The organism is Sulfurimonas sp. (assembly GCF_047622445.1).
Lineage (GTDB): Bacteria > Campylobacterota > Campylobacteria > Campylobacterales > Sulfurimonadaceae > Sulfurimonas.
In genome coordinates, this window is record NZ_JBLHOE010000012.1 from 40,330 (window position 1) to 53,688 (window position 13,359).

At 33.3% G+C, this 13,359-nt stretch carries 16 protein-coding genes; 7 read left to right on the forward strand and 9 right to left on the reverse strand.

The window, feature by feature from the left end:
• The first annotated feature begins 1 nt into the window (after position 1).
• From tsaD to ACI9TV_RS04305, 3 genes are all read left to right on the forward strand, one after another.
• Entirely contained in the window at positions 2-985 is a 984-nt protein-coding gene (gene tsaD, locus ACI9TV_RS04295) for a tRNA (adenosine(37)-N6)-threonylcarbamoyltransferase complex transferase subunit TsaD (protein WP_415249525.1), read from the forward strand.
• Positions 986-1,106: 121 nt separating this feature from the next.
• On the forward strand, positions 1,107-1,610 hold the full coding sequence (gene tpx / locus ACI9TV_RS04300) for a thiol peroxidase (protein WP_415249526.1): 504 nt from the start codon (positions 1,107-1,109) through the stop codon (positions 1,608-1,610).
• Positions 1,611-1,751: 141 nt separating this feature from the next.
• Positions 1,752-2,516: a TIGR04219 family outer membrane beta-barrel protein gene (locus ACI9TV_RS04305; RefSeq protein ID WP_415249527.1), complete on the forward strand. Its 765-nt coding sequence runs from the start codon at positions 1,752-1,754 to the stop codon at positions 2,514-2,516.
• Between the two features lie 42 nt (positions 2,517-2,558).
• On the opposite strand, the gene ACI9TV_RS04310 is transcribed toward ACI9TV_RS04305, so the two are convergent.
• Genes ACI9TV_RS04310 through ACI9TV_RS04325 form a run of 4 tightly spaced genes read right to left on the reverse strand, consistent with a single transcriptional unit; the run spans position 2,559 to position 5,086 of the window.
• Positions 2,559-3,368 carry a UDP-N-acetylmuramate dehydrogenase gene (locus tag ACI9TV_RS04310; protein WP_415249528.1) on the reverse strand — a complete coding sequence of 270 codons (810 nt, stop codon included), beginning with the start codon at positions 3,366-3,368 and terminating at the stop codon, positions 2,559-2,561.
• Positions 3,368-3,634: a flagellar biosynthesis protein FliQ gene (gene fliQ, locus ACI9TV_RS04315; protein WP_415249529.1), complete on the reverse strand. Its 267-nt coding sequence runs from the start codon at positions 3,632-3,634 to the stop codon at positions 3,368-3,370. Before fliQ ends, ACI9TV_RS04310 begins: the two co-directional genes overlap by 1 nt.
• The gene (locus ACI9TV_RS04320) at positions 3,635-4,498 is read right to left on the reverse strand and encodes a menaquinone biosynthesis family protein (RefSeq protein WP_415249530.1); all 864 of its coding nucleotides are present in this window, start codon (positions 4,496-4,498) and stop codon (positions 3,635-3,637) included.
• A 15-nt stretch (positions 4,499-4,513) separates the two neighbouring features.
• Positions 4,514-5,086, reverse strand: a complete 573-nt coding sequence (locus tag ACI9TV_RS04325) for a hypothetical protein (RefSeq protein WP_415249531.1) — start codon at positions 5,084-5,086, stop codon at positions 4,514-4,516.
• Positions 5,087-5,256: 170 nt separating this feature from the next.
• On the opposite strand from ACI9TV_RS04325, the gene recA reads away from it, so the two are divergent.
• From recA to ACI9TV_RS04345, 4 genes are all read left to right on the forward strand, one after another.
• Complete coding sequence (recA, locus tag ACI9TV_RS04330; RefSeq protein ID WP_415249532.1) at positions 5,257-6,294, forward strand: recombinase RecA; 1,038 nt, start codon at positions 5,257-5,259, stop codon at positions 6,292-6,294.
• Between the two features lie 172 nt (positions 6,295-6,466).
• Positions 6,467-7,732, forward strand: coding sequence for a phosphopyruvate hydratase (gene eno / locus ACI9TV_RS04335; protein WP_415249533.1), 1,266 nt, complete (start codon positions 6,467-6,469; stop codon positions 7,730-7,732).
• An 8-nt stretch (positions 7,733-7,740) separates the two neighbouring features.
• Positions 7,741-8,016 (forward strand): hypothetical protein, encoded by a 276-nt coding sequence (locus tag ACI9TV_RS04340; RefSeq protein WP_415249534.1) that lies wholly within the window; start codon positions 7,741-7,743, stop codon positions 8,014-8,016.
• Positions 8,017-8,053: 37 nt separating this feature from the next.
• Complete coding sequence (locus ACI9TV_RS04345; RefSeq protein WP_415249535.1) at positions 8,054-8,701, forward strand: AMIN domain-containing protein; 648 nt, start codon at positions 8,054-8,056, stop codon at positions 8,699-8,701.
• Positions 8,702-8,708: 7 nt separating this feature from the next.
• Here the strand turns inward: ACI9TV_RS04345 and ACI9TV_RS04350 are convergent, their stop codons facing one another.
• The 5 genes from ACI9TV_RS04350 to ACI9TV_RS04370 all read right to left on the reverse strand — a co-directional run bounded on the left by ACI9TV_RS04350 (position 8,709) and on the right by ACI9TV_RS04370 (position 13,139).
• The gene (locus tag ACI9TV_RS04350; protein ID WP_415249536.1) at positions 8,709-8,879 is read right to left on the reverse strand and encodes a hypothetical protein; all 171 of its coding nucleotides are present in this window, start codon (positions 8,877-8,879) and stop codon (positions 8,709-8,711) included.
• A complete protein-coding gene (locus tag ACI9TV_RS04355; RefSeq protein ID WP_415249537.1) occupies positions 8,872-9,987 on the reverse strand; it encodes an OmpA family protein in 1,116 nt (371 codons plus the stop codon). Before ACI9TV_RS04355 ends, ACI9TV_RS04350 begins: the two co-directional genes overlap by 8 nt.
• 1 nt (position 9,988) lies before the next feature.
• Positions 9,989-11,119 (reverse strand): MotA/TolQ/ExbB proton channel family protein, encoded by a 1,131-nt coding sequence (locus ACI9TV_RS04360; RefSeq protein WP_415249538.1) that lies wholly within the window; start codon positions 11,117-11,119, stop codon positions 9,989-9,991.
• A 187-nt stretch (positions 11,120-11,306) separates the two neighbouring features.
• Complete coding sequence (locus tag ACI9TV_RS04365) at positions 11,307-12,083, reverse strand: hypothetical protein (protein WP_415249539.1); 777 nt, start codon at positions 12,081-12,083, stop codon at positions 11,307-11,309.
• A 282-nt stretch (positions 12,084-12,365) separates the two neighbouring features.
• A complete protein-coding gene (locus ACI9TV_RS04370; protein ID WP_415249540.1) occupies positions 12,366-13,139 on the reverse strand; it encodes a hypothetical protein in 774 nt (257 codons plus the stop codon).
• Between the last annotated feature and the right edge of the window lie 220 nt (positions 13,140-13,359).

Here is a 13,359-nt window from a genome sequence, read left to right on the forward strand (position 1 = left end):
AATGATATTATCAATCGAAAGTTCATGTGATGATTCTGCAATATCTATAACAGAGATAGCAACTAACAAACTTCTTTTTCACAAAAAAATATCGCAAGAGTTAGAACACTCAGTATATGGTGGGGTTGTTCCTGAACTTGCAGCACGTCTTCACGCAGAAGCACTACCAAAAATACTTGAACAATGTGAACCTTATTTTAAAGATTTAAAAGCTGTAGCTGTTACTTCTACACCGGGTCTAGCTGTAACATTAGTTGAGGGTGTAACTATGGCTAAAGCAATTGCTGTAGCTTTGGGTATCCCTATTATTGGAGTAAATCATCTTATCGGGCATATTTATTCACTATTTATAGAAAAAGAGACGGTTTTTCCATTAACAGTTCTTTTGGTTTCAGGTGGACATACCCAAGTTATGCAAGTGAAAAGTTTAACAGAAATAGAAACAGTAGCAAAAAGTATGGATGATTCTTTTGGGGAAAGTTTTGATAAAGTGGCAAAGATGATGGGACTAGGTTATCCTGGTGGACCAGTCATTCAAGAATTAGCAGATGGGGGAGATAGACTAAAACATAACTTTACCGTTCCTCTTCACCAATCTCCACTCATAGCTTTTTCATATTCTGGTTTAAAAAATGCAGTTCGTTTAGCTGTACTAGATGCTGATGGAGATACTAGCAAGTATAAAGACATTGCCGCTTCATTTGAGCATATTGCAACGAAGCATTTAACTATGAAGTTAAAAAAGTATTTTAAAACTGTAAAACCTAGTACATTCGCGATTGTTGGTGGAGCGAGTGCAAATATATACTTACGTGGACAAATAGAAGAATTACTAAAACCTCATAAAGCAGATTTACTCTTGAGTGAACTACAATACTGCTCAGATAATGCAGCTATGATAGGTCGTGTAGCGATTGAAATGTATAAGAAAGAAATGTTTTCTTCTATAGAAGACTTAGATATCGCACCTCGAAGTATTTTATAGAGAAATATAAAAAATAAGACTCACTACTTAACAAAAACTTAGTTGAAAACAACTTCTTCCTTAGTAAGAGTATATTTACCCGATTTCTATATACTTTCAAAAATAAAATTAAGGAGCCAAAATGGCAACTACAAAATTTAAAGGTACAGACGTAGAATTAATAGGAAATGAAGTAAACGTAGGAGATAAAGCACCAGCGATTACTGTTGTAAACTCTGATGGTTTAGGGGATGTTACAGTTGGTGGAGCTAGCGGTAAAAAACAACTTATCATTGTTGTTCCTTCATTAGATACTGGTGTATGTGCTACAGAAACTCGTAACTTCAATAGAGAAGCTTCTTCTTTAACTGGTGTTGAGGCAACTATTGTTTCTCTTGACTTACCATTTGCATCAGGTAGATTCTGTTCAGCTGAAGGTATCAATGATTTAACTGTTACTTCAGATTTCAGAAACAAAGATTTCGCTAACGCTTATGGAGTACTTTTAGGTAGTTCTGTTCTTGCTGGTGTTACGTGTCGTGCAATCTTCGTAGTAAACGAAGAAGGTGTTGTTACATATAAAGAAATTGTTCCAGAAATTACTGAAGAACCTAACTACGACGCTGCAATCGCTGCAGTTAAGTAAGTAAATCAGCTAGATTTACATTAAGATAAATTCTTATTTTCCCCCTTTTTGTTTAGAGCTTAGGCTCTAGATAAAAGTCCTACATTTTTAAAAATAATTAGATACAATTCCATTACATAAAATATAATAATGGAGTAGCATATGAAAATAATCAAAAATACTATAATACTTATAGCTTTAGTGAGTACAACAATGACAGCAGATTTTCTGAAAATGGAAATGGGTGCCGGAGCATACTCGAGTACACCCAGTGGAAAAGTCTCTTATACTGGATTTGCTGCAACAGCAAATGATATCTCAACTGGGAAAAAGACAATAAATCCTTATATTTGGGCGTATATAAAGCATCCTGTCCCTATCTTACCAAATATTAGATTAGAATATTCGAGTGTGCAAACAAAAGGTGTGGCTAATGGTCAATTTGAAAATTTTATTGCACTTGATTCTAATACAGAATTAAATCTTAAGCAGTATGATATTATTCCCTACTATAACATACTTGATAATACGGGATGGATAACCTTTGACTTAGGTTTAGATATTAAAGTTATAGATGTAGATTACAGCGCGGATAAAGTTGCTCTTGGATCTCTTCCTGCTTTTGTATCTTCATATAATGATTCATCGATGCTGCTAATTCCATTGATCTATACGAGAGTAAGAGTAGAAATTCCATCAACAGACTTAGCTTTAGAAGCTGATGCAAAGTTTATAAAATACAGTTCTACTACAGTGTATGATGCTCGTGTGAAATTAGATTATACTTTAAGTATTATGCCTGTTATTGAGCCGGCTATTGAAGTAGGATATAGAGTCCAAAAATACGATATAGATGAAGCTGAGCTAGATGGAAAAGCTAACTTAGAATTTTCTGGTATCTATATAGGTGCTATGATTCGTTTCTAAACTTTATGAGTGGCGTACATTTTACCTTATGTACATTGCGATTTAGTCGACTAATGAGTCACTCATATATCGTTTATCTAAAATAATTATCTCACGCTCAAGGTGTATATCAAATTTTTCTAATACACGCTCCTGAACCTCTTTTATAAGATGCATAGCATCATCAAATGTTCCAGCTCCATGATTTACTAAGAAATTTGCGTGTACTTGACTAAACTCTATGGCACCAACTCTTTTTCCTTTGAGCCCAACGGCTTCTATCAGTCTCCCCGCATAATCTCCTGGAGGATTTTTGAAACAAGATCCTGCACTTGGGGTTGATGGTTGGTTCGAACGCATTTTTTTAAACATCTCTACTTTTTCTTTCTTAAAGCCCTTATGCAATTCAAAACTTACTTCTAAAATTGGTGAAGAAATATTTGTATATCTGTATCCAAAATCAATCTCTTCTTTTTGAAGCACTCTGTGAATTGTTGTAACATTGAGTAGATAATTAAATATTTCATACTCTTTAAGTCCAGCATTCATATAGACTAAACCACCTATAGTCCCCGGAAGATGAGAAACTAATTCAAAGTTGGCAATGTCATTTTTTTTACAAAAAGAAGCAACTTTACCTGAAGGTGTAGCTCCACCAATTTTGAGTACACCATTTTCGATATTGATATAGTTATATTTTTTGGAGAGTACCATAAGAGGTGGTGGCTGTGTACCTATAAGTGTATTGTTACATGAGCCAAGTAAGTAATACTTGTTGCTAAAGTCAGAAGGACTCTCAAGAATTGAAACTTCAATTTCTTCACCAATTTTAATAGAAGAATATTTTGAAAAGTTTATAGTTTTTGTAGTCATTACTCTACAAAGTTAGGGATCATATTAAAAATATTTGTAGAAAAATCAACCATAGAGTTAAGCATCCAAGGCATAGTAAGAACAATTACAATTACAACACCTAAGATTTTAGGGATGAAAGAAAGTGTCATTTCATTGATTTGTGTAGTTGCTTGAAAGATAGAAACAGCAAGTCCTAAAAACATACCAGTAAGAAGTCCTGGAAGGGCAAGTAGCAAGGCCATTTTAAAAGTTTCAACACCGAGTGCTACAAGTTTTGCTTCCATTTAGCCTTTCCTTAGCTCAGTATACTCTGTTGGTATGAGATAATCTTGAACACTTACTTGTACATCATAAAAACCATGCTTATATCCAAGCTCGAAGAGTTTATCTATTGCTTGGTATTGGATATCACTCAAAGAAATTGACTCGTCATTTGCATAAAGTTCAAGGTATTTATCTAAGGTAGCTGCATTAATCCTAACCAGGTCTCTCTCTATTAACATTGCAGAGAGTCTGTCTTTATGATCTCGTGCGACTTGAACAGCTTTTGTAAGTGTAGCTTCGTAGTCTATAGCTTTATTTAATGGAAGTGAACGACGAATTGCCATACCTCCAAGAGGGAGCGGTAAATCTTTACCCGCAAGTTCTTGCCATATATCCCACATTTCAATCTCTACTTCAAGTTCGCTATCATACGTTAAGATAGATTCGTGGATTAAAACACCGGCATCTACTTTACCATCAAGTACTGCCTGTTCAATCTCTAGAAAATTCATGTATGTTATACGAGCATCTGGAAATTTTATTCGAAATAGCATAGCGTTCGTAGTATGTTCACCACTCAGAGCTACTTTAAAATTTCTTTTAAGCTTGAGACCTTTTTTCTTGATAACTTTTGGTCCATAGCCTTCACCAAAGCTTACAGCAGTTCTAAGTGGTGCGTAATCTTCTTTTATATGAGGATATAAAGCAAAGCTAATTGCGACAATGTCATAAACACCATTCAATGCATCTTCATTGAGTGTCTGAATATCTTTAGCAATATTGTCAAAACTAACTCCGTCCATTCCAACCCAGCCAAATTTAATGGCATAGTACATAAAGATATCATCGGCGTCTGGTGAGTGAGCTATAAGTGTTTTTTTCAAATAATTATCCAATTTTTAGTTAAGGTCTTTACATTTCCAGTATTTAGTGCCATGTAAACTTACTTGCATGATTGCACCATTTTTTGTAACTTTATAAAGCTTAATGCCTTTACGTACAGTGTGAGATTCATTGGTAGCTTCACCATCATCTTTTGTTTTTAATGAAGCATCTATTTCGGTATTTGCTTCCCATCCCTCTTCAATAAAATCATTATAAACTTTTGCATTCTTAAATATAAAAACAGAGAAGTATTCTTTCGCTCCAAGCCCCATTCCCATACCGCCGGAAGCCATGTTCATATAAGTGATTTTATCGTTTTTTCTATCATAAGCAAGACCTCTACCACCATCAGCTGACATCATCATCATGCTCATACCATAGTTTTTAAACGTTGCAAAGCCATAAGCATCTGCAACTTCTTTTTTAGCTTGGGGCTCCGTTTTGAATAAAAGTCTTAATGCACTTTTACCTTCTGCGATTCTATCTGAACGTCTCTCGTTGTCATTATCTCCAAAGTTTCCAAAACTAAATCCTGAGAAGAGTAGAGCAAGTAAGATCAGCACTGTTAAAAGCTTAAAATTTTTCATAGTTACATCCGTTTTATTTAATAATATATAATACAGTAATTTAAGAAAATAAAGATAGAATCCACGTAGTAAAAAAGAATATTTTAATTAATATGTCAATTTGTCATACTTTTTAATTTTACATTCAAAATGACATATAATGTTCAAAATTTAATACAAGTGAGCCCAAGATGGACGCAAATAAACAAAAATCATTAGACTTAGCGATGAAGCAAATAGACAAAGCTTTTGGTAAAGGTGCCTTGATGCGTCTTGGAGATAAAGATATAGAACCTATTAAGTCAATTAGCACAGGCTCTATCGGACTTGATTTAGCACTAGGAATAGGTGGTATTCCTCAAGGGCGTGTTGTAGAGATTTACGGACCTGAGAGTTCCGGTAAAACTACTTTAGCACTACAAATAACAGCAGAGTGTCAAAAAGAGGGAGGTGTATGTGCATTTATTGATGCAGAACATGCACTTGATGTCGTATATGCAAAAAACCTTGGTGTAGATGTTGAAAATCTTTTAGTTTCACAACCTGATTATGGGGAACAAGCTCTTGATATTGTTGAGACTATTGCCAGAAGTGGAGCAATTGACTTAATTGTTATTGATTCCGTTGCTGCACTTACTCCAAAGTCAGAAATTGAAGGTGAAATGTCTGATCAAAATGTAGGTGTTCAGGCTCGTTTAATGTCTAAGGCACTTCGTAAACTTACGGGTGTTATATCTAAAATGAATTGTACAGTTATTTTTATCAATCAAATTCGTATGAAGATTGGTATGATGGGTTATGGTTCACCAGAGACTACTACAGGTGGTAATGCATTAAAGTTTTACGCATCTGTTCGTATTGACGTACGTCGTATAGCTTCATTAAAACAAGGTGAAAGTCAGATTGGTAACCGTGTAAAAGCGAAAGTTATTAAAAACAAAGTAGCACCACCATTCCGTCAAGCTGAATTTGATATAATGTTCGGTGAAGGGATATCTAAAGAGGGCGAGCTGGTTGACTATGGGGTGAAGCTTGATATAGTTGATAAAGCAGGTGCTTGGTTCGCATACGGTGATGCAAAACTAGGTCAAGGTCGTGAAAATGTTAAAGCCAAGTTCAAAGAAGAACCAGAATTAGCAAAAGAGATAGAAGAAAAAATTAAAGTGGCGATGGGAATTAGCAATGTAATGATTATGGAAGCAGCTGAAGTTGCTGATGCTGACGTTTAAAACTACTTTATACTTAAGTTAGATTCTTATACAAATAGAATCTAACCCTCACGTTTAAAAACTACCTTTAATTTTTCCTTTAATATCATAAAAAGCATCTACATAATAAACAAAGTTTTAACCAAATTTAGATAAAATAAGTACAATTAATATATAAATTCGGAGAAAATGAATGTTTATAGATAGCGTAAGTGCAATTGAAGTAATGGATTCTCGTGGAAATCCAACAGTAAAAGCTACAGTGGAGTTAAGTGATGGAACAATTGAGAGTGCTATCGTACCCTCAGGTGCAAGTACTGGTAAACGTGAAGCATTAGAACTTCGTGATGGTGGTGATCGCTACATGGGAAAGGGTGTTTTAAAAGCAGTTGGACATGTGAATAATGAAATTTCAGATGCTCTTCTAGGTCTTTCCCCATTTAATCAAGCAACTATAGATGCTACAATGAAAGAGATTGATGGTACTGATAACTATGGAAATTTAGGGGCTAATGCAGTTCTTGGTGTTTCTATGGCTGTTGCTCGTGCTGCTGCGAAAAGTCTTGGCATGCCTCTTTACCGTTACCTTGGTGGAGCAAATGCTATGACGATTCCTACCCCAATGTTGAACATCATTAATGGTGGTTCTCATGCTGATAATTCAGTTGATTTTCAAGAATATATGATTGTTCCTGTAGGTTTTGAGGATTTTGCAGAAGGTCTTCGTGCATCTGCTGAAGTTTATCATACTCTTAAAGGTATTTTAAAAGCTAAAAAGCATAACACTGCCTTAGGTGATGAAGGTGGTTTTGCACCAGATTTATCTTCGAATGAAGAACCTATTCAAATTATTATGGAAGCTATTGAAAAAGCTGGATATAAGCCAGGTACACAAATAGGAATCGCTTTAGACGTAGCTGCTTCTGAAATAATTGTTGATGGTGGTTACAGACTAGAGTCTGAAAATCGTACTATTACTTCTGCAGAGTTGGTAGATTATTATGTAGATTTATGTTCTAAGTATCCTATTGTTTCCATAGAAGATGGGCTTAATGAAGATGACTGGGATGGATTTAAACTAATGACTGAGAAGCTTGGTAATAAAATCCAAATTGTTGGGGATGACCTTTTTGTTACAAATGCTAATATTTTAGCAAGAGGTATCAACGAAGGTATTGCTAACTCTATCCTTATTAAGCCAAACCAAATTGGTTCTGTAAGTGAAACTATGCTTACTGTTCGTCTTGCACAAAGAAACGGTTATACATGTGTTATGAGCCATCGTTCTGGCGAAAGTGAAGATGCTTTTATCGCTGATTTTGCTGTAGCGCTTAACTGTGGTCAAATCAAAACTGGTTCAACTGCTCGTGGAGAAAGAACGGCTAAATACAATCGTCTTTTAGAAATTGAAAACGAAGTTGTCTACGGTGAATATTTAGGCGCAGCACTATTTAACTAAGTGAAACTATGGAAGAAGAACTCTTTGAAGATATAAATAGTAAGGGAGGTATTACTCAAGAGTACCTTGGTTTATCTGTAACAAAATTCTTAGTTCTTCTTTTGATAGTATTGGTCTTTGGTATCTACTTAGGCATTATTCTTTATGGTACAAATTCTGTTGAGATACTTTTAGGTCTTCAAGAATATCAAATATATCTTGAAGATGAAGTGTATAGACTCAAAGAAGAGAATGCTGGACTCCAACGTGAATACTTCGAACTTAAAGAGATTTCTGCTCAATAAAAATGATATAATACTTTCAAATAAAAAAGGGGTGGGAGTGACAAAAGTATTTCTTAGTACATGTTTTTTATTACTTAATTTAGAAGCTCGTGAAAATCCTTTTTTCCCATCAGCAGGAGAAAAAGACCTCCCTTATACATCAAATAAAAACACTTCTTTACCAAAGTTAATAAGAGCAAGCTTAACGCTTCCTTCTCATGCAAGAGTTATAAAAAAAGTTACAGTAGAGTATGAAAACTTAGATGCATCGATTGAGAATAAGATGATAGAGTTAAACCATAGCATTGATTGGCATTTACCTTTGTTTATATCTCAGAATTACTCAGAGCAGTCCATTAAGCCTTCTGAAGTAAATAAGAAAGTTGTGGCTAAATCTGTACAAAGGTATAAAAAAGTAGCTTCAATTAAAGAGCTTAGCTTTTTTACATCCAAAAATACACTTAAAATTATATCTAGTGATAAACTTATAAGAAATTTTTTATTAGGACAACCGCATAGAATAGTTCTTGATTTCAAAAAAGAATCTAGTTTAAAAACATATAAACAAGAGATTGAAAATTCAGTATTTACAAAGATTAGAATTGGTAATCATGATGGATATTACAGAGTTGTAATTGAATTGGATGGATATTATAGATACAAGATTAAAAAGCAAGCTGACGGTTGTTTAATAACTCTACAGTAAGATAAAGTTACTTACTAAAAATTGACCCAACGAATTTATTAAACATACTCTCTTTTTTTTCATCTAATTTGTAAACATTTTTCTTACTAGGTTGTGCACCACCTTTTTTAAAAAGGTTTAGCTTATCTTCTAGATAGTGAGAAGCTTCTTTAAGTGCCTTTGCCTCGAAGTTATTCATGGTCTAGAATTCTCTCTATCTCATTCATTGCATCATCATTTTTAAGGGTAAATTTAATTGCAATTCTTCTTGATGCATCTTTATCTTCACGCCCATTTACCATGATTCTATCTGTGTATGAACGTCCACTTGCTTCTAGAAGTGGTTTTAAGTTATTTCGCTTAGTGTAGTTCAGTTCCGCTAAATAGCTCATAACAGCAAATGCTCTTTGTTGAGAGATAGTAAGATTAAGAAGGTAACCTCCATCACTGTCTGTATGACCTTCAATAATAACGCGATCAATTTGCTCTTTAATATTTACATTAGAGATTAAAGCTGTCATGTACTCTATATAGAGTTTTTTAAGTGCTATTTTTGATGATTCTTTAAGTTTTACCTCGTTTTTTCCAAAAAGAATACTTGAATCAAGTTGTAGTGAACCATTACTCGGATCTATTTTAACTTTCTTACCCAGAGCTGATTTGAGTTCTGCAATAACTTTAATACGTATACCGGTAAGGCTTTTAATTTGTGCTTTTTGCGCTTTTAGATTTGCAACAAGTTTATCATAATCAGTTTCTTTTTCTTCTAAGACTCTCAGTAAGTCAATAAGTTTTTCATCACTTAATTTTAATGAATCGGATTTATCTGTAAGTTTATTTGAGAGTATCAGTACTTTACTCTCAAAGTCTTGAAGTATTTTATTTTGCTCACTATCTATCGCCTTACTTTCATCTAAAAGATTTTGCATAATGATGATTTTATTATTAAAGTCATCTATTTTCATATTATGAGCCAAAAGTATATTATTTAGATTTACTATTTCATCTGTTTTAAGCTTGAGGGCATCTTTTGTAATCATGAGGGCAGCGTCTGAATCACTAAGATCTTTCATTCTATCAGCTAAAAGTTTTTTTAGTTTTTGAATCTCACTGTCTCTCATAAAAAGCATGTTTATTTTAGAGTCAAGTGAGTTTGCTGTTGAGTCAAGAGAGTTTTTTAAGACAATGGACTTAACAATAATGGCACCAATTAAAAGGATAAAGATAAAGAGTAGGCCAGCCATAAGGTCTGCATAGGATATCCAAAAATTAGTATCGCTATCAGCAGAGGATTTTTTCTTAAACATACTATTTTACTCTTGCTTGATTTGTAACCATTCTATGATATGACTGAATAGAGTTTTGTACTTCTTCGCTTTGTAAACTAACATGCGTAGCAAAGTCAGCAAGTTTGACGACAATATCTCCTACCTCTGTATCGATCTTCTCGAAAGTTTTATCAAGTGAAATTGTAAGTTGTGCATTAAATATTTTAGAGTTTTTCTCAAATTCTTTTGTTGCATGGGTAAAGTCTTTAAGGTGTTTTTCTATTTGATTTCTTGCCTCAAGAGCATTTTGATCGGTATCCATAGCTTTTAGTGTTGCAGTTAAGTTAGTTGATGCAACTTTTAAGTGATTTGCTATATTTGTAAAGTTTTGATTGCTTTCATTCATGATCTCTTTCATATTTGTTAAGTGTTGCTCATTAAGTGTTTGAACAAACTCAAGGTTAAATGTTTCTTTGAGAGCTTCAATAAATTTATTGTCTTTAACACCATATTGAGTATATTTGAAAATTTTTAGTTCATCTTCGCTCCAAATATAAGTACTGAACGATGATTTAACAAGCGCGAAGTATTTATCTACCTTACTAAGACCACTTTTTTCAAAGTATGTCCATACGAGAGAGAGAAGAATTCCATAGATTGAAGCATAAAATGCTGATCCAACACCACTTAGTAAAATTGTAATCTCTTTATCAAGAGCTTCTGAGTCGGTAACTGAGAAGTTAGGCATTGAAATTGCAATAGCTAGGAAAGTACCTAAAATACCAAGCATGGGAAAGATTGAAGATGCAACAGCTACAAAGTTGTCATTTCTTACATCTGAGTAATAATTTTCTAGGAATTTATCGATATTTAAAATAGATTTTTTCTCTCTATTTAAAACAAGTGTATTATTCTCTAAATTTTGTTTTAATTCATCTTCCATTAAGAATTTATATCCGCGCATCTTACAGATGCTAAAGTTTGCATTATGCTTTGAAAATAGTAAGAATATGAAAAATATTATACCTATGATAACGACTGAAGAGATTGGCACATTTATAGGGAGTAATCCTAAGTAACCAAGTACAATGGCTGCGAAAAAGAGTGCTGGAATTGTTGAGATAACGATAAGATTAGCAGAACATTTTACAGTGTTTAATACTTTTGACATGCTTTATTTCCTAGTGTAATGAAATTATATAATTTACCAAGTATACTTAAGTAGGCTTAACAGCATTTTAATACAAGATATCTAAGTCTATATGCCTTATAATTTTAGGAGGCAGTAGAGAAGAAAGAATAGGGGACACCACACGTGATGTGTGGTGTGAATAGAATCTTGAACTCTAGGCTATTTCTTAGTATTTATTAGTTGCAGTATCTACTGATTTACTAATATCGTTAGAGATAGTATTTACAGAGTTACTAGCATTTGTAGTTGCAGTGTTTGAAGCTGAACTAATGTCTTTCGAAATTGACTTAGTTGAATCATTCATATTTGAAGAAATAGTGTTTACAGATTTACCTGCTTCAGTTGAAGCTGTATTTGCTGCTGAAGTAGCATCTTTAGAAACATTACTTACAGAATCTCTACCATCGTTAGATACAGTGTTAAGTGAATTGTTAGCATTAGCAGAAACTGCTTTAGTTGCATCATTGATTTGAGTATTCATAGTGTTAACAGAGTTATTCATGTTGTTTGAAGATGAAATCATTCCGTCTTTCATGTCTTTAGTACCCATAGTTGAGCTATCTTTAAGATCTCTACTTGTGTTAGATGCAGTATCTTTAGTATCTTCAGCGATTTCAATAGTTGAATCTCTTAAATCTTTAGAAACACCAGCTGTTGTAATTTCAGTACTTTTAACAGTAGCTACTTCAACAGTTTTAAGATCGTCTGATAATTTAACACCAGTATCTTTAGAATCTTTACTTACTGCAGTTGTAGTTCTTTCACCACTTTTAGAAACTTCCACTGTTCCTGTTACTGTAGCTTGTTGAGAAGCTGCAGCATCTTTAGATACAGATGTAATACCATCTTTCATATCTTTGAACATATCTCCAAAGCTGAAGTCTGCTGATAAACTTGTAGTTAACGCGATTGCTGCTATTGTGCTTATTACTATTGTTTTCATTTTAAATTCCTGTGTTTTATATTTTTTTAAATCGTTTATTTTAATTGTTGTATGTAAAAGTATAACAAAGTATAACTTATAACTAACTTAATGATAATCTAAAGTTATGTATCGGGGTTTTAGGGCTTGAAATACCAAGATAAGTTACTTTGAAAATACTTTAGTATAATTTAATGAAATAGATTTTACAAGAAACAAGTGTAAAGTGAAATATTTTGGGGTAAGAATAAAGAAGGGGAACACCACACTTAAAGTGTGATGTGAATAAATACAGAGTTTAGACTATTTAGTTGCAGTATCTACTGATTTACTAATATCGTTAGAGATAGTATTTACAGAGTTACTAGCATTTGTAGTTGCAGTGTTTGAAGCTGAACTAATGTCTTTCGAAATTGACTTAGTTGAATCATTCATATTTGAAGAAATAGTGTTTACAGATTTACCTGCTTCAATTGATGCAGTATTCATTGTTGAATTCATATCTTTAGAAACATTACTTACAGAATCTCTACCATCGTTAGATACAGTGTTAAGTGAATTGTTAGCATTAGCAGAAACTGCTTTAGTTGCATCATTGATTTGAGTATTCATAGTGTTAACAGAGTTATTCATGTTGTTTGAAGATGAAATCATTCCGTCTTTCATGTCTTTAGTACCCATAGTTGAGCTATCTTTAAGATCTCTACTTGTGTTAGATGCAGTATCTTTAGTATCTTCAGCGATTTCAATAGTTGAATCTCTTAAATCTTTAGAAACACCAGCTGTTGTAATTTCAGTACTTTTAACAGTAGCTACTTCAACAGTTTTAAGATCGTCTGATAATTTAACACCAGTATCTTTAGAATCTTTACTTACTGCAGTTGTAGTTCTTTCACCACTTTTAGAAACTTCCACTGTTCCTGTTACTGTAGCTTGTTGAGAAGCTGCAGCATCTTTAGATACAGATGTAATACCATCTTTCATATCTTTGAACATATCTCCAAAGCTGAAGTCTGATGCGATTGAACTTGTAGCTAAGGCTACTGCTGCGATTGTGCTTATTACTATTTTTTTCATGTTAAATCCCTTGTGTTTTATTATATTATTTTAATCATTTTAATTGTTGTTGTAATAGAAGTATAACTTATTATAACTTATGGCGAACTTAATAATAATGCTAGGTTATACCATTGGCTTATACGAGTTATAATCCCTATCATAAATATTTGAGAGAGTATTAATTGGAACTGTTTAAATAGATTTTACAAGAAACAAGTGTAAAGTGAAATATTTTGGG